Origin of the sequence: Terrabacter sp. LjRoot27 (assembly GCF_964254175.1) — a bacterium.
Classification (GTDB): domain Bacteria; phylum Actinomycetota; class Actinomycetes; order Actinomycetales; family Dermatophilaceae; genus Terrabacter.
This window is the reverse complement of record NZ_CAXUSS020000001.1, coordinates 2,955,943-2,977,227: the sequence shown is the minus strand read 5'-3', so window position 1 is coordinate 2,977,227 and position 21,285 is coordinate 2,955,943. Positions and strand designations below refer to the sequence as shown.

Annotated in this window: 18 protein-coding genes; 12 read left to right on the top strand and 6 right to left on the bottom strand. The window is 72.0% G+C overall.

The window, feature by feature from the left end; genetic code table 11:
- Window positions 1-3: 3 nt before the first annotated feature.
- Both ACSQ2D_RS13840 and ACSQ2D_RS13835 read right to left on the bottom strand, forming a co-directional pair.
- A complete protein-coding gene (locus ACSQ2D_RS13840; protein WP_435986518.1) occupies window positions 4-546 on the bottom strand; it encodes a 2'-5' RNA ligase family protein in 543 nt (180 codons plus the stop codon).
- A gap of 2 nt (window positions 547-548) precedes the next feature.
- Window positions 549-1,175, bottom strand: coding sequence for a TetR/AcrR family transcriptional regulator (locus ACSQ2D_RS13835; protein ID WP_435986517.1), 627 nt, complete (start codon window positions 1,173-1,175; stop codon window positions 549-551).
- 98 nt (window positions 1,176-1,273) lie between these two features.
- Between ACSQ2D_RS13835 and ACSQ2D_RS13830 the strand changes: the two genes are divergently transcribed.
- The 10 genes from ACSQ2D_RS13830 to treZ all read left to right on the top strand — a co-directional run bounded on the left by ACSQ2D_RS13830 (window position 1,274) and on the right by treZ (window position 15,160).
- On the top strand, window positions 1,274-2,419 hold the full coding sequence (locus ACSQ2D_RS13830; protein ID WP_435986516.1) for an acyl-CoA dehydrogenase family protein: 1,146 nt from the start codon (window positions 1,274-1,276) through the stop codon (window positions 2,417-2,419).
- Window positions 2,419-3,195: an SDR family oxidoreductase gene (locus tag ACSQ2D_RS13825; protein ID WP_435986515.1), complete on the top strand. Its 777-nt coding sequence runs from the start codon at window positions 2,419-2,421 to the stop codon at window positions 3,193-3,195. The genes ACSQ2D_RS13830 and ACSQ2D_RS13825 overlap by 1 nt, the downstream gene beginning before the upstream one ends.
- 202 nt (window positions 3,196-3,397) lie before the next feature.
- Entirely contained in the window at window positions 3,398-4,468 is a 1,071-nt protein-coding gene (locus ACSQ2D_RS13820) for an iron-siderophore ABC transporter substrate-binding protein (protein ID WP_435986514.1), read from the top strand.
- Complete coding sequence (locus ACSQ2D_RS13815; protein WP_435986513.1) at window positions 4,468-5,592, top strand: FecCD family ABC transporter permease; 1,125 nt, start codon at window positions 4,468-4,470, stop codon at window positions 5,590-5,592. The genes ACSQ2D_RS13820 and ACSQ2D_RS13815 overlap by 1 nt, the downstream gene beginning before the upstream one ends.
- Window positions 5,589-6,686, top strand: coding sequence for a FecCD family ABC transporter permease (locus ACSQ2D_RS13810; RefSeq protein ID WP_435986512.1), 1,098 nt, complete (start codon window positions 5,589-5,591; stop codon window positions 6,684-6,686). Before ACSQ2D_RS13815 ends, ACSQ2D_RS13810 begins: the two co-directional genes overlap by 4 nt.
- Before the next feature lies 1 nt (window position 6,687).
- A complete protein-coding gene (locus ACSQ2D_RS13805) occupies window positions 6,688-7,566 on the top strand; it encodes an ABC transporter ATP-binding protein (protein WP_435986511.1) in 879 nt (292 codons plus the stop codon).
- Entirely contained in the window at window positions 7,563-8,561 is a 999-nt protein-coding gene (locus tag ACSQ2D_RS13800; RefSeq protein WP_435986510.1) for a siderophore-interacting protein, read from the top strand. The genes ACSQ2D_RS13805 and ACSQ2D_RS13800 overlap by 4 nt, the downstream gene beginning before the upstream one ends.
- A 181-nt stretch (window positions 8,562-8,742) precedes the next feature.
- Window positions 8,743-10,914 carry a glycogen debranching protein GlgX gene (gene glgX / locus ACSQ2D_RS13795; RefSeq protein ID WP_435986509.1) on the top strand — a complete coding sequence of 724 codons (2,172 nt, stop codon included), beginning with the start codon at window positions 8,743-8,745 and terminating at the stop codon, window positions 10,912-10,914.
- Window positions 10,911-13,340, top strand: a complete 2,430-nt coding sequence (treY, locus tag ACSQ2D_RS13790) for a malto-oligosyltrehalose synthase (protein WP_435986508.1) — start codon at window positions 10,911-10,913, stop codon at window positions 13,338-13,340. Before glgX ends, treY begins: the two co-directional genes overlap by 4 nt.
- Window positions 13,337-15,160, top strand: a complete 1,824-nt coding sequence (treZ, locus tag ACSQ2D_RS13785; protein WP_435986507.1) for a malto-oligosyltrehalose trehalohydrolase — start codon at window positions 13,337-13,339, stop codon at window positions 15,158-15,160. The genes treY and treZ overlap by 4 nt, the downstream gene beginning before the upstream one ends.
- Window positions 15,161-15,453: 293 nt before the next feature.
- Here treZ and ACSQ2D_RS13780 read toward each other — a convergent pair whose 3' ends face one another.
- Window positions 15,454-16,422, bottom strand: a complete 969-nt coding sequence (locus ACSQ2D_RS13780; protein WP_435986506.1) for an acyl-CoA thioesterase — start codon at window positions 16,420-16,422, stop codon at window positions 15,454-15,456.
- A 52-nt stretch (window positions 16,423-16,474) separates the two neighbouring features.
- Window positions 16,475-18,616: a RecQ family ATP-dependent DNA helicase gene (locus ACSQ2D_RS13775; protein WP_435986505.1), complete on the bottom strand. Its 2,142-nt coding sequence runs from the start codon at window positions 18,614-18,616 to the stop codon at window positions 16,475-16,477.
- A gap of 124 nt (window positions 18,617-18,740) precedes the next feature.
- Between ACSQ2D_RS13775 and ACSQ2D_RS13770 the strand changes: the two genes are divergently transcribed.
- Both ACSQ2D_RS13770 and ACSQ2D_RS13765 read left to right on the top strand, forming a co-directional pair.
- Window positions 18,741-19,226 carry an acyl-CoA thioesterase gene (locus ACSQ2D_RS13770; protein ID WP_435986504.1) on the top strand — a complete coding sequence of 162 codons (486 nt, stop codon included), beginning with the start codon at window positions 18,741-18,743 and terminating at the stop codon, window positions 19,224-19,226.
- Window positions 19,223-19,861, top strand: coding sequence for a hypothetical protein (locus ACSQ2D_RS13765; protein WP_435986503.1), 639 nt, complete (start codon window positions 19,223-19,225; stop codon window positions 19,859-19,861). Before ACSQ2D_RS13770 ends, ACSQ2D_RS13765 begins: the two co-directional genes overlap by 4 nt.
- Before the next feature lie 69 nt (window positions 19,862-19,930).
- On the opposite strand, the gene ACSQ2D_RS13760 is transcribed toward ACSQ2D_RS13765, so the two are convergent.
- Window positions 19,931-20,722 carry a glycerophosphodiester phosphodiesterase gene (locus ACSQ2D_RS13760; RefSeq protein WP_435986502.1) on the bottom strand — a complete coding sequence of 264 codons (792 nt, stop codon included), beginning with the start codon at window positions 20,720-20,722 and terminating at the stop codon, window positions 19,931-19,933.
- A gap of 71 nt (window positions 20,723-20,793) precedes the next feature.
- Window positions 20,794-21,282, bottom strand: a complete 489-nt coding sequence (locus tag ACSQ2D_RS13755) for a DUF2247 family protein (protein ID WP_435986501.1) — start codon at window positions 21,280-21,282, stop codon at window positions 20,794-20,796.
- Window positions 21,283-21,285: the final 3 nt, after the last annotated feature.

Sequence of the window (21,285 nt, the reverse complement as noted above, 5' to 3'; positions counted from 1 at the left end):
CCCTCAGGTGCCGCCGAGGCGCCAGGAGCGGAGCACCCGGCACGCGCCCGGCTCGTACCACGCGAGGTCGAGTCGCTCGGCCCGGCAGCGGGCCGGGAGGTGCGGGGCGACCAGTCGGCGCGTCGACCTCTCGGTGACCTCGTCGGACAGGGCGTCGAGCGTCAGGTGGGGGACGACGTCACCGAAGCGGCCGGCATACGGCGGGCACTGCGGGAAAGCCGCCCAGAGCGTCGCGGTGAGCGCCGCGAAGGGGCCCGACGGCTCGGGCAGCAGGTGCACGATGCCGTTGGGGAAGGTGTCGACGGTCCGGAGCACGAAGTCGAAGGGCGTCGTCGAGGCCGCGACGTCGGCGACGACGTCGAGATCCGCCCCCGTCAGGGCCTCCTCGCCCAGGAACGGCGCGAGGGCCGTCACGTGCGCGTGGACGAAGTCCGGGTCGGCGGAGACGTAGTCGGTGTCGTAGTGCTGCGTGCGGGCGAGCACGAACGGCTCGAGCGCGGGCACCGGCACCTGGAGGACCGTGTGGCCGGTGACGGCCGGCGTCACGCTCAGTGCCCGGCGCCCACGAGCCGCAGCGCGAGGGCGGCGTTCGTCGCGCCGATCTCGGCAGGCGTGCGTCGGATCGTCGGGGAGTACCAGCGGGCCACGTCGACGACGATCGAGAGCAGGGCCAGCGCGGTGTCGGCGCTGTCGTCGACGGAGAAGGTGCCGTCGGCGACGCCGCGGTCGAGGACGTCGCGCACGAGGGAGTCCATCTCCTTGCGCAGGGCGAGGACCTCGGCGTGGTGCTCGGGGGTCAGGTGGTGGTGCTCGTACTGCACGACGCGCGCCACCTGGTACTGCTCGACGTGCCACTCGGTGAAGCGCGCCATGACGGTGACGAGCTGCTCGGCGGGTGTCGAGCCGTCGGCGATGGCCGAGCGCATGAGACGCAGGGCCGACTCGTGCCCGCTGCGGCTCAGGGCGAAGAGCAGCTCCTCCTTGGAGCCGAAGTGCACGTAGACCCCGGCCGGGGAGAGGCCCGCCCCGGAGGCGATGTCGCGGGTGGTCGTCGCGTGGAAGCCCTTGTCGGCGAACGCATGGGCCGCGGCCTGCAGGAGCCGCTCGACGGTCGAGGCGTCGGGGTCGGACGTCCGGGCGCCGACGGTCGGCGGGGTCGTGGTGGGCTGCGGCACGTTGACAGCATGCCGCAGGGGAGGGAAACTAAGCAAGCGCTTAGTTACCGACGGGTACCGGCGCATCGCACCCGTGAGCACGCCCGATGGAGGACGCCATGCCCCGCAACATCTACGACGAGGACCACGAGGCGATGCGCGCGTCGGCGCGGGAGTTCGTCGCCCGCACGCTCGCGCCCCGCGCCGAGGAGATGATCGAAGGCAAGTCGATCCCGCGCGACATCTGGCTCGAGGCCGGCAAGCAGGGCTTCTTCGGCCTCGACATCCCCGAGGAGTTCGGCGGCGCCGGCGTCGACGACTACCGCTTCAACGCCGTCGTCGCCGAGGAGATGTCGCGCTTCAACGCGGCGACGAGCTCGTGCTTCGGCATCCACTCCGACGTGTGCCCGCCCTACGTCGTCGACCTCGGCACCGAGGAGCAGAAGCAGCGCTGGCTGCCCGGCATGGCGAGCGGCGAGCTCATCTGTGCCATCGCCATGACCGAGCCCTCCGGCGGCTCCGACCTCGCCGCTCTCAAGACGACCGCAGTCCGTGACGGTGACTCGTGGATCCTCAACGGCTCCAAGACCTTCATCACCAACGGCTACCAGGCCGACCTCGTCATCGTGGCGGCGCGCACCGACCCGTCCAAGGGCGCCAAGGGCATCACGCTGCTCATGGTCGAGCGCGGCATGGAGGGCTTCCAGAACGGCCGCAAGCTCGACAAGGTCGGGATGGACGAGTCCGACACGGCCGAGCTCTTCTTCGAGAACGTCCGCGTCCCCGACGAGAACCGCCTCGGTGAGGAGGGCATGGGCTTCATCTCGATGATGCAGCGCCTGCCCCAGGAGCGCGTCGGCGCGGCCGTCTCGAACGTCGCCCACGCCAAGGCGATCCTCGAGGAGACGATCCAGTACGCCAAGGACCGCAAGGCCTTCGGCCAGCCGATCGGCGCCTTCCAGCACAACAAGTTCCTCATGGCCGAGCTCGTGACGAAGATCGAGGTCGCCGAGGCCTACGTCGACGACTGCATCGCGGCGCACGCCGAGGGCAAGCTCTCCGCCGTCGACGCCGCCAAGGCGAAGTGGTGGAGCTCGGAGGTGCAGAACGACGTGCTCGACCACTGCGTGCAGCTGCACGGCGGCTACGGCTTCATGAACGAGTACCGCGTGGCCCGCGCCTGGCGCGACGCCCGCGTCACGAAGATCTGGGCGGGCTCCAACGAGATCATGAAGGAGCTCATCGGCCGGGACCTCGGCTTCTGATGGGGGCCGACGCACGCGGCGCGCGCCACGAGGGCGCCGTCGCGATCATCACGGGTGCCAGCCGGGGCATCGGGCTCGGCATCGCAGAGCGCCTCGTGGCCGAGGGGGCCAAGGTCGTCATCACGGCTCGCAGGCCCGAGGCCCTGGCGGAGGCTGTCGACCAGCTGGGCGGCCCCGAGCACGCCCTCGGCATCGCGGGCAACGCGGCGGACGAGGCGCACCAGGACGAGGTGATCGCCGCGGCCCGCGAGACGTTCGGCGGCCTGCACCTGCTCGTCAACAACACCGGCATCAACCCCGTCTACGGGCCGATGCTCGACTCCGGGCTCGACATCGCGCGCAAGGTGCTCGACGTCAACGTCGTCGCCGCCTTCTCGTGGATCAAGAAGGCCGTCGCGGCGGGGCTCGGCGACGAGGCGCATCCCGGGTCGGTCGTCAACCTCGCCTCCGTCGCGGGGCAGGGCGCGAGCGGCGTCATCGGCTGGTACGGCGTGTCCAAGGCGGCGCTCATCCACCTGACGACCGAGCTCGGCTACGAGCTCGGTCCCGACGTGCGGGTCAATGCCGTCGCCCCCGCCGTAGTCAAGACGAAGTTCGCCGAGGCGCTCTACGAGGGGCGCGAGGAGAAGGTCGTGCGCGCCTACCCGATGAAGCGTCTCGGCCTGCCCGAGGACGTCGCGGCCGCCGTCAGCTTTCTGCTCAGCACCGACGCGTCGTGGGTCACCGGTCAGACGCTGACGATCGACGGCGGCGTCACTCTCGGTGGCGCGCTCTAGGCGGATCCCTTCCGCCACAAGGCGATTCGATGACGACGTATGCCGTCCGGCCCCGTGCGAGCGCACGGGGCCGGACGCGTGCCGGGCCGGGTTTGACATCAGTTAGGTGAGGCTTACTAAGGTAAGCCTCACCTAATGCCGTCTCGGGGGAGTGTCCGACAGGGGTGGCGTGGGTCCCGTCCCCGACAGAGAGACCGTCACCGTGTCGCGCCTTCGCACCGCCCTCCTCGCCGCCGTCGCCGCGGCCCTCGTCCTCGCCAGCTGCACCACCGGCCCCACCGGCCCCACCGGGGGCGCCGCCCCGACTCCCGCGGGCACGGCAGCGGCAGGTGCCGGCGCCCCGGGAGCCGACCCGGCGGCATACCCGGTCACCCTCGAGGACGCCTTCGGCACGGCCACGATCACGAAGGAGCCGCAGCGTGTCGTCACCCTCGGCTGGTCCGACGCCGACCACGTCGCGGCGCTGGGGGTGGCCCCCGTCGGTGCTCCCAAGGTGACCTGGGGCGGCAACGCGAACCTCTCGACCGACTGGTTCGACGCGCAGCTCGCCACCTTCGGCGGCGCCGCCCCGACGCGCTTCGACGACGCCGACGGCAACCCCGTCGAGGAGATCGCCAGGCTCCAGCCGGACCTGATCCTGGCGACGAACTCCGGCATCACGAAGGACGAGTACGACAAGCTGAGCAAGCTCGCCCCCGTCGTCGCCTACCCGGGCGTCGCCTACGGCACGCCGTGGCAGGACTCGCTCGAGACGATCGGCAAGGCGCTCGGCCGCTCGACGCAGGCTGACGCCGTCGAGGCGAAGACCGTCGCGGCGCTCGACGCGGCGAAGGCGAAGTACCCACAGCTCGCCGGCAAGACCTTCATCTACGGCTACGTCGCGCCGACCGACCTCTCGCAGATCGGCTTCTACACCCCGAGCGACCTGCGACCGCAGATGCTGACCGAGCTCGGCATGAAGAACGCGCCCGTCGTCGAGGAGAAGGCCAAGGACTCCAAGGAGTTCTACCTGACCGTCAGCGCCGAGCAGGCCTCGACGCTCGAGGCCGACGTCTTCCTCACCTACATCACGGAGGACTCGGAGGTCGGTGTCATGACGAAGGACCCGCTCGTCGGACAGGTGCCGGCGATCAAGGCGGGTGCGCTCGTGGCGACGAAGGACCAGAAGGTGGGGCTGACGATGAGCTCGCCGACGCCGCTGTCGATCCCGTACATGACCCGGCTCTTCGTGCCGCTCGTGGCGGCCGCGGCCGACAAGGCCGACGCAGCCTGATGGGCGCCACCCGGACCGCCGACCGGGAGGGGCTCACGGCCTCGGCCGAGGCGACCCTGCCGGCGGCCCCGTCGACCTCCGTGGGCGGGGGCCGCGGGGGCCGCGGAGGTCGGGGCGGGGGAGCCGGGGGTGCGCGCCGCCGCACCCCCGCGCTCGCCGCCCTGCTCCTCGGGCTGCTCGTCGTGGCCGTCGTCGCCTCGATCGTGCTGGGTTCCAAGGCCATCCCGCTCGGCGACGTCCTCCAGGTGCTCACGGGGCACGGCGACACCGTTGCCGACCGCGGCATCGTCGAGGCAAGAGTCGCGCGCACCGTCGTGGGCGTCCTCGTCGGCGCGGCGCTCGCCCTCGCGGGTGCCGCGATGCAGGGGCTCACCCGCAACCCGCTCGCCGACCCCGGCCTGCTCGGCGTCAACGCCGGCGCCGGTCTGGCCGTCGTCGTCGCGATCTCGGTCTTCGGCGTCGGCTCGCTCAGCGGCTACGTCTGGTGGGCCATGGTGGGCGCGGGCCTCGCGGCCGTCCTCGTCCACGCGCTCGCGGGCCTCGGTGGGGGCGTGACGCCCCTGCGCCTCACGCTCGCCGGCGCTGCCGTCACGGCAGGCCTCGCCAGCTGGTCGTCGGGCCTGCTCGTCTCCAGCCGGCAGTCCTTCGACTCCTTCCGCTTCTGGCAGGTCGGCACCATCGGGGGGCGGGGGCTCGACCTCGTCGTCACCGTGCTGCCGTTCTTCGCCGTGGGGCTCGTCGTCGTGCTCCTCGCCGTCCGCCGGCTCAACGCCCTCGCCCTCGGCGACGACCTGGCCCGCGGTCTCGGCGAGAACGTCCTGCTGGCCCGGGCCACCGTCGCCGTGGGTGTCGCCGTCCTCTGCGGTGCCTCGACCGCGCTCGCCGGGCCGATCGGCTTCCTCGGCCTCGTCGTGCCCCACGTCGCCCGTTTCGTCGTCGGCCCCGACCACCGTCGGATCATCCCGGTGTGCCTCGTCGCCGGGCCGACGCTGCTGCTCGCCGCCGACACGGTCGGCCGGCTCGTCGCCCAGCCGAGCGAGGTGCAGGCCGGCATCATGACCGCCGTCGTCGGCGTGCCCTTCTTCGTCGTGCTCGTGCGCCGGGGACGGATGGCGAGCCTGTGACCGTCGACGTGCTCACCCGTACCGCGGCTCAGGCCGGTGCCCACGGCGGGACGGTGGACGGTCCGGCCGACCTCGCGCGCGTCGTCCGGGCCCGCCGAGCTCCCGCGCGTCGGGTGCGCCTCGTCATCGCGGCCCTCGCCGTGGCCGCGGTCGCGGCCGTCCTCGTGCGCGTGCTCCTCGGGGACTACGTCGTCGCGCTCGCCGACCTGCTGCCCATCCTGCGGGGAGAGACGCTGCCGGACGCCCCGGGCGCCTCCTTCATCGTCATGGAGGCCAAGCTGCCGCGGGCCCTGATGGGACTCCTCGCGGGGCTGGCGTTCGGGGCCGCGGGGGCGATGTTCCAGACGACCCTGCGCAACCCGCTCGCGAGCCCCGACATCATCGGCATCAGCCTCGGCGCGTCCGCCGCCGCCGTCATCGCCCTGACGTTCCTCGACGCCCAGGGGCTCTGGCTTCCGGCGGCGGCCCTCGTCGGCGCGGTGGCGGTCAGCCTGCTCATGTATGCGGTGGGCCGCGGCACCGTCCTCGCCGGCCAGCGCATGGTGCTCGTCGGCATCGGCATCGCCGCGCTCCTGTCGAGCGTCATCCAGTTCGTCATGACGCGCACGTCGATCCAGGACGCCCAGGCGGCCCTCGTGTGGCTGACCGGGAGCCTCGCGCGCGCCACGTGGCCCGCCATCGGGCTGCTCGCGGCCGGGGTCCTCGTGCTGGCCCCCCTGCTCGCGGTGTGCGCCCGGTGGATGCGGCTCGCCGAGCTCGGGGACGACCTGTCGACGACCCTCGGGGCGCCCGCGGGCCGGGCTCGTCTCGGGCTCGTCGTGGCCGTGGCGCTGGCTGCCGTCGCGACGAGCGCCACCGGCCCGATCGCCTTCGTCGCCTTCCTCTCGGGTCCGGTCGCGCGCCGGCTCTGCGGTGGCCGGCCCTCCCTGTGGGCGGCCGCCCTCGTGGGCGCCGTCGTCGTCGTGCTGGCCGACTTCGCCGGCGACTACCTCATCCCCGACGTCAACCTCCCCGTCGGCGTCGTCACCGGCGCCCTCGGTGCCCCCCTCATGCTCGCGGTCGTCGTCACCGCGGGCCGAGCAAGAAAGGCCTGACATGACCTCCACGACCCTGGCCCCCACGAGGACGGACGGCGTAGCCCTGCAGGCCCGCGGACTGGCGCTCTCCTACGACGGTCGCCGGGTCGTCGAGGGGCTCGACCTCGACGTGCCGGCCGGCCGGGTCACGGTCGTCGTCGGGCCCAACGGCTGCGGCAAGTCGACGGTCCTGCGCGGGCTCTCACGCCTGCTGCGTCCCGCCGAGGGCAGCGTCCACCTCGTCTCCGGCGGCCCCGGCGGCCCCGGCGGGCCCGGCAGCACGGACGACGACGTGTGGTCGCTGCGACCCAAGGAGTTCGCCCGTCGCGTCGCGCTCCTCCCGCAGAGTCCGCCGGTGCCCGAGGGCATCACCGTCGTGGACCTCGTCGGTCGGGGCCGACACCCGCACCACACGCTGGTCCGGCGCTGGTCGGCGGCGGACGACGAGGCCGTCGTCCGGGCCATGCGGGCGACCGGGACCATCGAGCTGGCCGAGCGACACGTCGAGGAGCTGTCCGGCGGCCAGCGACAGCGCGTCTGGATCGCCCTGACCCTTGCCCAGGAGACCGACGTCGTGCTCCTCGACGAGCCCACGACCTACCTCGACCTCGCCCACCAGGTCGACGTCCTGGACCTGTTGCGCGACCTCAACCGCAGCCGGGGGACGACCGTCGTCATGGTCCTGCACGACCTCAACCTCGCGGCCCGCTACGCCGACCACGTCGTCGCCCTGCGCGACGGCTGTCTCGTCGGCAGCGGTGCACCGGCCGACCTCGTCGACGAGGAGTTCGTGGCGCAGGTCTTCGGCCTCGGCTGCCGCGTCATCGCCGACCCCGTCACCGGTTCGCCGCTCGTCGTGCCCACCTCCACCCACCACCAGAGCGGACCCACCTCGTGACCACCACCACCGTCAGCCCCGTCCTGCTGCTCACCGCCGTCGTCCGCCGGGTCGAGCGACTCAGTCCGTCCTTCGTCCGGATCCGCTTCGGCGGCAACGGTTTCGAGCACCTCGGCCCCGAGGGGCCGACGCTCGACCAGCGTGTCAAGCTGCTCATCCCGTCGCCGGGGAGGCCGGCCCCGAGCGTGCTCCTCGACCCCGACGGGTGGTATGCCGCGTGGCTCGCGCTCCCCGAGGCCGACCGTGGGCACCTGCGCACGTACACCGCCCGCGCCGTGGAGGGGGAGGGTGACGAGCGCCAGCTCGTCGTCGACTTCGTGCTGCACGGTCACGGCACGCCCGCCACGCCCGGCGCGTCCGACGCGGCTGCGGGACCGGCGGGCACGTGGGCGGCGGCTGCGACCGTCGGCGACGAGATCGGTCTGCTCGCCCCCCGCCGCGGTCACGAACGCGCCTTCGGCGGGATCGAGTTCGAGCCGGGGACGGGGCGGCGTCTGTTGCTCGCTGCCGACGAGACGGCCCTGCCCGCCCTCGCCTCCATCGTCGAGTCCCTGCCGGCCGGCACCCGCGGCGTGGCCGTCGTGGAGGTGCCGGGCGCCGCGGACTTCCTCGACGTCCGCTTCCCGGCCGGGATCCGGTGTCACTGGATCGCGCGGGGGTCCCACCCCCGGGGTGAGCAGACCCTCGCTGCCCTGCGGGAGTGCCTTGGCCTCGACGCGGACGCGCGTCCTGTCGCGGACCGTGGGCTGCTCGGACCGTCCGCCGACCTCGACGACGACGAGGTGTGGGAGACGCCGGCCTACAGCTCCTCGGGCGACGACGTCACGTCAACGGCCCGGGCGCGGCCCCGATCAGGCGGTGTCGACACGTATGCCTGGGTCGCCGGGGACTCCGACACGGTCAAGGCCTGTCGGCGCCTCCTCGTCGGCGAGGGTGGCATGCCCCGTCCGCAGGTCGCCTTCATGGGGTACTGGAAGCAGGGACGCGCCGGCTGACCAGCGCCCTCTCCGCCACGCCCCGGACGGCGCGTCGCCGCGCGGCGCGCCGACCGGCATACGGCCGCTTGCGCTCGACGGGCCTCGGCAGGGGAGAATGCGCTGTGCGGCCACCGTCGTCCGCAGGTCGCCACGCCGTGGCGCCGCGGCGCTGCCGCGACCGAACGACGGAAGAAGGTCCATGGAGATCTGGCCGGGCAAGCCCTACCCACTCGGAGCGACGTACGACGGCTCGGGGGTCAACTTCGCCGTCTTCTCCGAGGTCGCCGAACGCGTCGAGCTCTGCCTGCTCGACGACGACCTCAACGAGACGCGCCTCGACCTGCCCGAGACGGACGGGTTCGTCTGGCACGGCTACGTGCCCTACGTGCAGCCCGGGCAGCGCTACGGCTTCCGCGTGCACGGGCCCTACGACCCCGCGAACGGTCACCGCTGCAACCCGAGCAAGTTCCTGCTCGACCCGTACGCCAAGGCCATCGAGGGCCAGGCCGAGAACGACCAGTCGCTCTACTCGTACACCTTCGGCGACGCCAAGGCCGCGACGACGACGAAGATCAACACCGACGACAACGTGCGCCACACGATGCACTCCATCGTCATCAACCCGTTCTTCGACTGGGGCGACGACCGCCCGCCGCGCCACGAGTACCACGAGACCATCATCTACGAGGCCCACGTCAAGGGCCTGACGATGCTCCACCCGGAGATCCCCGAGGAGATCCGCGGCACCTATGCCGGCATCTCGCACCCGGCGATGATCAAGCACCTGAGCGACCTCGGCATCACTGCCATCGAGCTCATGCCCGTGCACCAGTTCGTCCAGGACGCGCCGCTCGTCGACCGCGGCCTGTCCAACTACTGGGGCTACAACACCATCGGCTTCCTCGCCCCGCACAACGAGTACGCCGCCGGTGGCCAGCGCGGGCAGCAGGTGCTCGAGTTCAAGGCCATGGTCAAGGCGCTGCACGCGGCGAACATCGAGGTCATCCTCGACGTCGTCTACAACCACACGGCCGAGGGCAACCACATGGGCCCGACGCTGGCGTTCCGCGGGCTCGACAACAACAGCTACTACCGCCTCGTCAGCGACGACCTCAGCCACTACTACGACACGACCGGCACCGGCAACAGCCTCCTCATGCGCAGCCCGCACGTCCTGCAGCTCATCATGGACTCGCTGCGCTACTGGGTCACCGAGATGCACGTCGACGGCTTCCGCTTCGACCTCGCCGCGACCCTGGCCCGCCAGTTCCACGAGGTCGACAAGCTGTCGGCCTTCTTCGACCTCATCCAGCAGGACCCGGTCGTCAGCCAGGTCAAGCTCATCGCCGAGCCGTGGGACGTCGGCGAGGGCGGCTACCAGGTCGGCAACTTCCCGCCGCTGTGGACCGAGTGGAACGGCAAGTTCCGCGACACGGTGCGCGACTTCTGGCGCGGCGAGGGCGGCGCGCTCGGCGAGTTCGCTTCTCGTTTCACGGGATCCAGTGACCTCTACGAGCACTCGGGCCGCAAGCCGATCGCCTCGATCAACTTCGTCACGGCCCACGACGGTTTCACCCTGCGCGACCTCGTGTCCTACAACGAGAAGCACAACGAGGCCAACGGAGAGGGCAACAACGACGGCGAGAGCCACAACCGGTCGTGGAACTGCGGCGTCGAGGGGCCGACGAACGACCCCGAGATCCGCGACCTGCGCCTGCGCCAGCAGCGCAACTTCCTCACGACGCTGCTCTTCTCCCAGGGCGTGCCGATGCTGCTGCACGGTGACGAGCTCGGCCGCACCCAGGGCGGCAACAACAACGGCTACTGCCAGGACAACGACATCTCGTGGATCCAGTGGGTCCTCGACGAGGACGACCAGAAGCTCCTCGTCTTCACGCAGTCGCTCGTCAAGCTGCGCCGCGAGCACCCGGTGTTCCGTCGCCGCCGGTTCTTCGCCGGCAACGCCGACCACGGCGGCGAGAGCGAGCTCGGTGACATCGCCTGGTTCACGCCCGAGGCGCAGCACATGGACGAGGAGGCCTGGAGCAACGGCCTCGCCAAGTCGCTCATGATCTTCCTCAACGGCTCGGCCATCCCCGAGCCGGACCCGCGCGGCCAGCAGATCCTCGACGACTCGTTCCTCGTGATGTTCAACGCCCACGACGAGCCGCTGACGTTCACCCTGCCCGACGAGGAGTACGGCGCGGAGTGGATCCCGGTCATCGACACGGCACTGCACGAGGTCGAGGCCAACCACCTCGACGCGACGTGGCAGATCCAGGTCCAGCCGCGCAGCATCGTCGTGCTGAGGTGCCCGCGCGAGATCGTCTCGCCGATCATCCCGGGCGTCACGGAGGAGGCCACCGCGTGAGGTATGCCAGCGCACCCGTCTCGACCCACCGGCTCCAGCTCGAACCGGACTTCACGCTCGACGACGCGGTCGCGCAGGTGAGGCACCTCGCGGCACTGGGGATCACGCATCTCTACCTGTCGCCGGTGCTGCAGGCCACGGCGGGCTCCAAGCACGGCTACGACGTCACCGACCACACGACGGTGGCCGAGGGGCTCGGCGGCGACGCCGCCTTCGAGCGGCTCGTCGAGGCGGCGCACGCGGCCGGACTCGGCGTCGTCGTCGACGTCGTGCCCAACCACATGACGACGCCGACGCCGCTCTCGCTCAACCGCCCGCTGTGGTCGGTGCTCCGCGAGGGCCGGCAGTCGGCATACGCCACGTGGTTCGACGTCGACTGGGACGCCCAGGACGGCCGCATCCTCATGCCGGTGCTCGGGGCCTCGCTCGACGAGGCGGTTGCGGCCGGGGAGATCTCCGTCGCCGAGCACGAGGGCGAGCCGGTCGTGCAGTACTACGACCACGTCTTTCCCCTCGCGCCCGGCACGGACCCGAGGCTGCCGATCGGTGAGCTGCTGGACGCGCAGCACTACCGCCTGGCGTCGTGGACCGTCGGCGACTCCGAGCTCAACTACCGCCGCTTCTTCGACGTCACCTCGCTCATCGCCGTGCGGGTCGAGGAGCCCGAGGTCTTCGACGCGACGCATGCACTGCTCGTCGACGGGATCCGCTCGGGCGCCATCGACGGCCTGCGGATCGACCACCCCGACGGCCTCGCCGACCCCCAGGGCTACCTCGAGCGGCTCGGTGCTGCCACGGGCGACGCCTGGGTCGTCGTCGAGAAGATCCTCGAGGGGGAGGAGCCGCTGCCGCACGCGTGGAACACCGCCGGCACGACCGGCTACGACGCCCTGCTGCGCATGAGCGGGCTCTTCGTCGACCCCGCCGGGGCGGCCCCGCTCGACGACCTCTCGACCGAGCTGCTCGGCGAGCGGCAGGACCTCGGGGCCATCGTCACCGAGTCGAAGCGATGGGTCGTGCAGGTCATGCTCGCCACCGAGCTGAGCCGGCTCATGAGGCTCGTCGCCCGCGCGCGCCCGGACCTCGAGGAGGCCGCCGCGCGGGAGGTGCTCGAGGCGATGCTCGTCGGGATGGACCGCTACCGCGTCTACGTCCGGCCGGGAGTCCCCGCTGCGAGCGAGGACGCGGCCGAGCTCCGGTCCGCCGCCGCGCGTGGTGCGAGGAGCGCCTCAGGTGCCCTGGACGACGCGGTGGTCCAGGGCCTCGTCGAGCTCGCCCTCGGCGAGGGAGACGTCCGGGACGACGCGGCGCGCGACGAGTTCGTCGTGCGCTTCCAGCAGACGTGCGGTCCGGCCATGGCCAAGGCGATCGAGGACACGGCCTACTACCGCTACGTCCGGCTCGTCGGGCTCAACGAGGTCGGCGGCGACCCGACGCAGGTGGGCCTTCCGACCGCGGACTTCCACTCGTTCGCGCAGGACCTGCTCGCGCAGTGGCCGCAGTCGATGACGACGCTCTCGACCCACGACACCAAGCGTGCCGAGGACGTGCGGGCGCGGCTCTTCGTGCTCGCCGAGCGGCCCGAGGCGTGGTCGACCTGGGTGCGGGCGGCTCGAGAGATCGCTGCACCGGTGCGGGCCGCCGAGCTCGACGCGCTGACCGAGTACTTCCTCTGGCAGACCGTCGTCGGCGCCTGGCCGATCAGCGAGGAGCGGCTGCAGGGCTACGCGCTCAAGGCGATTCGCGAGTCGAAGCTGCACACGCGGTGGACCAACCCGAACGAGGCCTACGAGGCTGCGGTCCAGCGGTTCGTCTCGGGCGTCGTCACGACACCCGAGATCGTGGCGCACGTCGAGGCCTGGGTCGGCTCGACGGAGCGCGAGACACGCGCCAACGTGCTGGGCCAGAAGCTCGTCCAGCTGACGATGCCGGGCGTGCCCGACGTCTACCAGGGCACCGACCTCGTCGACCTGTCGCTCGTCGACCCCGACAACCGGCGGCTCGTCGACTACGACGACCGTCGCGACCGGTTGGCGCGTCTCGACGGCGGCGGCTCCCCGGCGGACCTCGACGACGAGAAGCTCCTCGTCACGACAGCCGCCCTGCGCACGCGTCGTGAATGGCCCGAGTGCTTCACCGGTGAGGACGCGACGTATGTCCCGGTCGCGACCGGCTCCGAGCACGTCGTCGCCTTCGGGCGGGGCACGGGCGAGGACGTGGAGGTCGTGACCGTCGTGACGCGTCTCGCCGGTCGGCTCGCCGACACCGGGGGTTTCGGGGACGCAGCCCTCCACCTGCCCGAGGGACCATGGTCCGACGTCGTCTCCGCGCGCACCTTCGACGGTGGACCCACGCCGTTGGCCGACCTCGTCGGCGACGGCGCCCTGCCCGTCGCGCTGCTCGTGCGGGTACGGGACGAGTCATGACCTCCGCCACGCTCAGCGTCTGGGCCCCATCAGCGTCCAGGGTCGACGTCGTCGTCGCCCGTGTCGACGGGTCCGGCGCGGAGCCGACCTCGGCGGCGCAACGGCACGCCATGACGGCCGGCGACGACGGATGGTGGACGTGGGCGCGTCCGGACGACGTCACCCTGGACTACGCGTTCAGCATCGACGGCGGCGACCCGCGGCCCGACCCGCGCAGCGCCTGGCTGCCGCACGGCGTCCACGCCCCGAGCCGCACCTTCGACGCGGCGGCGCACCGTTGGGGAGACGGTGAGTGGCGAGGCACCCGTGACGGCCGTGGCGTCCTCGGCGGCGTCCTCTACGAGCTGCACATCGGGACGTTCACGCCGGAGGGCACCTTCGACGCAGCCATCGCCCACCTCGGGCACCTCGTCGACCTCGGTGTCGACGTCGTCGAGGTCATGCCCGTCGCCGCCTTCGGCGGTACGCACGGCTGGGGCTACGACGGGGTCGCGCCGTATGCCGTGCAGCAGGCCTACGGCGGACCGGCCGCCTTCCAGCGCTTCGTCGACGCGTGCCACGGTCGTGGCCTCGGCGTGTGCCTCGACGTCGTCTACAACCACCTCGGTCCCACCGGCAACTACCTCGCCGAGTTCGGGCCCTACTTCACCGATACCCACACGACGCCCTGGGGCCCGGCCGTCAACCTCGACGCCGACGGCAGCCACGAGGTGCGGCGCTGGGTCGTCGACAACGCCCTCCGGTGGTTCCGCGACTTCCACGTCGACGCCCTCCGGCTCGATGCCGTGCACGAGCTGCGCGACGCGTCGGAGCCGCACATCCTCGCGCAGCTCTCCGACGAGACCGCTTCTCTCGCAACAGAGCTCGGGCGTCCGCTCGACCTCATCGCGGAGAGCGACCTCAACGACGCCATCATGGTGACGCCCACCGTCGAGGGCGGTCGCGGCATGACGGCCCAGTGGGACGACGACATCCACCACGCGCTCCACGTCGCCCTCACCGGGGAGACGCAGGGCTACTACGCCGACTTCGCCGGCAGCAACGAGGCGTGGCCCGAGGGCGGCTCGATCTCGGTGCTCGCCAAGACGCTCACCGACGCGTTCCTCCACGACGGGCGCCTCTCCACCTTCCGCGGCGAGGTCTGGGGCGCACGGGTCGACCCGGAGGTGCGTTCAGGGCACGAGTTCCTCGCCTACCTCCAGACCCATGACCAGGTCGGCAACCGTGCCACGGGCGACCGCATCAGCGACCAGGTCTCGCCCGGTCAGCAGGCGATCGGCGCCGCCCTCTACCTGCTCTCCCCGTTCACGGCGATGGTCTTCATGGGAGAGGAGTGGCGAGCGAGCACCCCGTTCGCCTTCTTCACCTCCTTCGAGGAGGAGTGGCTGGCCGAGGCCGTGCGTACGGGCCGGCGTGCCGAGTTCGCCGCTCACGGGTGGAACGAGGCCGACGTCCCCGACCCGCAGGACCCGGCCACGCGGGCGCACAGCGTGCTCGACTGGAGCGAGCCGAACGCTCCGGGACACAACGAGATGCTCCACTTCTACCGCGAGCTCATCAAGGTGCGGCGCACGCAGCCCGACGTCGCCTCCGGCGACCTGCGCGGCACGTCGGTGACCTACGACGAGGACGCTCGGTGGCTCATCATGTCGCGCGGGTCCGTCCACGTCGTCGCCAACCTCGCCGGGCGCGCCGGCGTCGTCCCGTTTGCGGGCGAGGTCGAGCACGTGCTCGCGTCGTGGGGCCGGTCGCCGATCGTCGACTCCCACGGTGTCAGGCTGGACGGCCACGACGTCGCGGTCCTGCGCACAGCCGTCTGACCTCACCCCCACTCGAGTGGCCGCGAAGTCACAGTGGCCCCACCACGCTCGCCGCTCGAGTGGCCGCGACGTCACAGTGGTCCCATGCCTACCTGGTGCACGTGGGGCCACGAGGCCACTCGACTGTGAGGGCTCGCTCGAGCCGGCGAGCGAGCGGGCGAGCGGGCGAGCGGGCGAGCGGCGAGGGGGAATGGCCCGCCCAAGGCGAAGGAGTGCGGCGGCGTGCGCGTCTGCGAGGCGATGTGCTGAACGGGCGGGCTGCCCGTCCTCCGGGGCGGAGCCGACCTCGTGTGTCAGGACTCCTTGACGCGGACCATGCCCTCCTGGGCCGTCGTGGCGACGAGGGTGCCGTCCTGGCTGAAGATCTCGCCGATGGACAGGCCACGGCCGCTCACGGCCGACGGCGACTGCTGGGCGTAGAGCAGCCACTCGTCGAGGCGCACGTCGCGGTGGAACCACATGGAGTGGTCGAGGCTCGCGACCCGCAGGCGACGGTCGGTCCAGACGAGGCCGTGCCGGCGCAGCACCGGCTCGAGCAGCGAGTAGTCGCTGGAGTAGGCGAGGACGGCGGCGTGCAGCAGCGGGTCGTCGGGGAGCCGGTCGATGGCGCGCATCCACACGTGGTTCGTCGCGACCTGTTCGGGCCCGGCGTCGAGGAACATGTTGCTCTCGACGGGTCGCAGCTCGATCGGGCGCGACTCGGAGATGTGCCGGGCGCCGGGGTGGTCGACCCCGCGGAAGGCGTCGGCGAGGGACGTGAGCCCGTCGGGTCCGGCGACCTGCGGCATCGCGTTCTGGTGGTCGAGACCCCCGGCACGCTCCTGGAACGAGCAGACCATCGACATGATCGGCGCGCCCTTCTGGACGGCGTGGACCCGGCGCGTCGAGAACGAGTTGCCGTCGCGCATCTCCTCGACGGCGAAGCGGATCGGCAGGGTGTCGTCACCCGGACGCATGAAGTAGCCGTGGAGCGAGTGGATCGGTCGTGCACCGTCGCCGTCGTTGAGGTCGCGCACGGTGATGCCGGCGGCCATGACGCACTGGGCGAGGACCTGGCCACCGAAGACGCGCCCATGGGGCATCTTCTGGCTGCGACCCTCGAAGACGCGGGCGGACGAGGCGCCGATCGACTCGGCGGCGTCACGTCCCTGGACGTCGGTGACGGCGATCTGCGCGGTGCCGACGTCGCGGAGGGTCAGCACCTCGATGAGGTCCTCGAGCGGGGGCAGCGGGCGCGGTTCGGCGGGGGCGTCGGCACTCACAGGTCGACCCTAGTGGCCCCGGGCGAGTGCTCGCTGCGACCCCCGACCCGCGTCACGCCTCCATCGCCAGGGCCATCGGCAGGACGGCCGGCGCGCCGGCCTCGCGCAGGAGCCCGGCACAGACGGTGAGCGTCCACCGTGAGTCGCTGACGTCGTCGAGCAGCAGCACCGGACCCGGGACGCCGCTGAGCGAGGCCGCGAGCTCGGAGCCGACGGCGAGCCGACCCCACACGTTGGCGAGCCGGAAGGCGCTGTTGCCGCCGGGCTCGCCGACCGGGCCGCCCTCGACGAGGTCGAGCGCCCCGAGGTAGGGGAGACGTCCGAGCTGTCCGAGGCCGGTGGCGAGCGACTCGACGAGCACCGGGCGCCGACGCGACGGCACGGAGACGATGGCCGTCGGCCGCTCCTGCCAGCCCCACCCGGCGAGCACGTCGACGCAGGCGCGGACGACCTCGGCCGGGACCTCCCGGTCCTCACCGCGGAGCAGCTCGCGGAGCCGCTGGCCCCACCCGAGGTCGCTGAGGCGGGCGACGGCTCGCCCCTCCTGCATCGACACCGAGGGTGCGATCCTGCCCTTGAGGGGGACGCCCAGGCGGTCCATGCCCGACGGCCACTGCGCGCGCGACTCGAGCACGACGCCGGGGCGCTCGAGGCGCGACCGGGCGGTGTTGACGGCGGCTTCGGGGATCGTCGTGTCGAACCAGGGCTGGGTGCACCGGTCACAGCGACCACAAGGCTCGGCCGAGTCGTCGTCGAGGGTCTCCTGGAGGAAGGCCATGCGGCAGCGGTCGGTGCGTTCGTAGTCGACCATGAGCTGCTGCTCGCGCTCACGGGCCTCGGAGACGCGGCCGTAGCGTTCGGCGTCGTAGGTCCACGGCTGTCCGGTGGCGGTCCATCCTCCGGGCACGCGGTGGACGGCGCCGTCGACGTCGAGGACCTTGAGCAGCAGCCCGAGGCGCGTGCGGCGCACGTCGACGATGGACTCGAGGGCGACCGTGGAGAGCGCCTTGGGGGACTCGGACAGGGCGCGGATGACGGCGTCGGCCTGGTCCTGCCTGGGCATGGACGCGGAGGCGAAGTAGCGCCAGATGTCCTTGTCCTCCGGCCCGGGCATGAGCAGGACGTCGGCGCGCTCCGTGGCTCGGCCGGCTCGACCGACCTGCTGGTAGTAGGCGACCGGTGACGAGGGGGCCCCGAGGTGCAGGACGAAGCCGAGGTCGGGCTTGTCGAAGCCCATGCCGAGGGCCGAGGTGGCGACGAGGGCCTTGACCTCGTTGTCGCGCAGGGCCTCCTCGAGCCGGATCCGCTCGGAGGGCTCGGTGCGTCCGGTGTAGGCGGCGACCTGGTGTCCTGCCTCGCGCAGCGCGACCGCGACGTCCTCCGCGGCGGCGACCGTCAGGGCGTAGACGATGCCCGACCCCTGCAGCTCACCGAGGTGCGCGATGAGCCAGGCGAGGCGCTGCTCGGGTGCCGCGAGGGGCAGCACGCCGAGCCGAAGGGACGCCCGGGCCAGCGGGCCGCGCAGCGTCAGGACGTCACGCCCGCCGGCGCCGAGCTGCTCGACGACGTCGGTGACGACCCGCGCGTTGGCGGTGGCCGTCGTCGCGAGGACGGGAGTGCGCTCGGGCAGCGTCGTCAGCAGGTCGCGGATGCGCCGGTAGTCCGGGCGGAAGTCGTGACCCCAGTCGCTGATGCAGTGGGCCTCGTCGACGACGAGGAGACCGCACGACTCCGCGAGCGCAGGGAGCTGCTCGTCGCGGAACCGGGGGTTGTTGAGGCGTTCGGGGCTGACGAGCAGCACGTCGACCTCGCCACGCGCGAGCGCGCCGGACACGGCGCCCCACTCGTCGGCGTTCGTCGAGTTGAGGGTGACGGCCTTGATGCCGGCTCGCTCGGCGGCCGCGATCTGGTCGCGCATCAGGGCGAGGAGCGGGCTCACGATGACGGTCGGCCCGGCACCCTCGGCTCGGCGCAGCGCGGTGGACACGAAGTAGACCGCGGACTTGCCCCACCCCGTGCGCTGCACGACGAGCACGCGCCGTCGTCCGGCGACGAGCTCGTTGACCGCCTCGAGCTGACCGTCGCGGAAGTCGACGTCGTCGCGGCCGACGAGGCGCCGGAGCGCGGTCGTCGCGCGCTCGCGCAGGTCGGGGTCGACGTCGGCAACGGGGGGAGCGGCGGGGGGTGACGTCATGGCACCCAACCTACGGGGCGCCACCGACCGGGCCGACCGGCATACCCCGTGGCTGTGGACCGACGGCCGGTCCACGGAGGGGATGTGGACGAGGGCGCGCCCGCGCGGCTGGAAGGATGGGGGCATGACGGAGACGGAACCGCAGACCACGCCGTATGCCGCGCACGTGTCGCTGCGCTGGTCCGACATGGACGCGTACGCGCACATCAACAACGTGCAGTTCCTGCGCCTGCTCGAGGACGCGCGCGTCATCGCGTTCCGCGACTGGTTCGACGGCGGGGGAGCGGGCGACAAGACGATGCTCGACGAGGGCGTGCTCGTGTCGCGCCACGAGATCGAGTACCGCCGCCCCCTCGGCTTCCGGCACGCACCGGTCGAGATCCAGATGTGGGTCTCGCGGGTCGGGGGCGCGGGCTTCGACGTCGCCTACATCGTCACCGACCCCGACGGCGTCGGTGAGGGCGAGCGTCCCGTCTACGCCGTCGCCGAGACCGAGCTCGCCCTCTACGACTTCGCGAGCGAGTCGCCGAGGCGCATGCGGCCCGACGAGCGGGCATCGGTGCAGTCCCACGTCGGTGCCCCCGCACCCTTCCGGAGGCGACGTCGATGACGGGCACGCCGCAGATCGACTTCGGCGACCAGCGAGGGCTCGCCGACCTCGGCACCTACCTCGCGCGCGCGGGCCGCGCCAACCCCGACGGCGCCGTGCGCCTCCAGGTGCTCGGCACCCTCCTCGTCACCACGGTCGCGGTCATCGAGGGCACCGGTCTCATGGGGGACGGCACGGTGCTCGGGATGCGCGTCGTGACGATCGCGCCGTCCGACGCGGTCGACACCACCGTGTCGTTCGCGTCGGTCAGCGACAGACTCGCCCGCGACGGTGCGGGTGCGGTGCTCAGCGTCCCGCCGACGACCGTCCGCGCGCCGTGGAGCGGGCTCACCCCTCCACGGGACGGATGGGAGCCGGTCGGTCAGCTCGACGGTGAGGTCATCGACTCCATTGCGCGCCAAGGCATCTCGCAGGTCGCAGAGGGCACCCCCGCGAATGCCGGGAGTCACGCGGTCGACGCTCTCCGGCGGCGCACCTGGGGCACGATGAGCGACACCGTGCCGCCCATCGCGGCAGGACTCGCGTTCGGCGCGCACGTGCTCGGCTTCACGGCGCCGGGCGAGCCGGCGTCGATCGCGGCCCATGGCCGCTGGACGCGTCTCAGCACGTCGCGAGGGCACGTCCTCGTCCGCTGACCCGATGGCGTATGCCGTCAGCTGCGGCCGACGTCTCCGCCAGGTCGCGCGGTGGTGCAGGGCCGGCGCTCAGGCGCGACCGGTCCAGGCGCCGCGCTCGACGAGGACCTCCTTGAGCACGTCGATGCGGTCGCTGACGAGCCCGTCGACACCGAGGTCGAGCAGGCGCCGCATCTCGTCGGCGTCGTCGATGGTCCAGACGTGGACCTGCTTGCCGAAGCGGTGGGCCGTGTCGACGAGGCGCCGGGTCACGACCGGCACCGAACGCCCTCGCAGCGGGACCGACGGCGGCACCTGGAAGACGTCCGCCGGGGTGCGGAAGACCGCGGTGAGCGCGCCGGGCCCGAAGCGCGCCAGGGCGGTGCCGACCTGAGCCGCAGCGGTCGCGACGGTGCCCCGCGACAGACGGCGGAAGTGCGAGATGTTGCGCTGGGAGAAGGAGCCGACGCAGACCTGGTCGTGCAGGCCGCGCTCCTCGATGATGCGCCAGAGCGGCTCGGCCGTGCCGGGCGCCTTGAGGTCGATGTTGAGGTTGACCTCCGGCCACGCGTCGAGCACGTCGGTGAGCAGCGGCACATGGCCACCGTCGCCGACCTCCGCATGTGAGACCTCCGACCAGGGCAGGTCGCGGATGCGTCCGCGGGCGTTGCTGACCCGGTCGAGCCTCGTGTCGTGGAATGCGACGAGCTCGCCATCACGGGTGACGTGGACGTCGGTCTCGAGGTGGGTGTAGCCGAGGTCGACGGCGTTGCCGAAGGCGGTCATGGTGTTCTCGAGGCCGACGTTCGGCGCATAGAGCGACCCGCCGCGGTGGGCGAGTGCCACGGGCGTGTGTGCGAGGTAGGCCCGCGTCGTCACCATGTCTCCGAGGCTATCCGCCTGTGTGGTGGTCACGTCGGACCACCACGTCCGTCTGCCTCGTGCGCGACGGGTCAGTCACTCCTGCCGCGCTCGCGGAACTCGATGTCACGAGCCTCAAGGTAGGCAACCCAGCGCGCCTCGATCCCCTCGGGCCCCGGAGCCTGCCCCTCTGGCGCGGGGAGGAAGGGAACGAAGTTCTCGATCTCCTCGGGATAGTCGAAGTCGGCGTAGATCCGCTCGATCTCTGACATCGGATTGCCGGAGGCGTTGCGTCCTTCGAAGGCGAGGAGCAGCACGAGGTAGAGCCAGATCCTGCTGGCCTCGGTGCCGTCGACCGCATGTCGTTCCTCGATGTCGGAGATCAATGGCTCCACGCGGTCGAGCTCGTCGGCGAGCAGCAGACTGAGCGCGTCGAGGGCGGGATCGGGCGAGCCTCCGTCGGAGATCGACCGCTCGGCGAGGTGGACGACGGCGGCCTCGTCCACGAACCGCAGGCGAAAGCCACGAGCCAGCTCAGCGGGCGTCAGCTCGACGTGCTCTGCGACGAAGTCGGCCGTCATCGG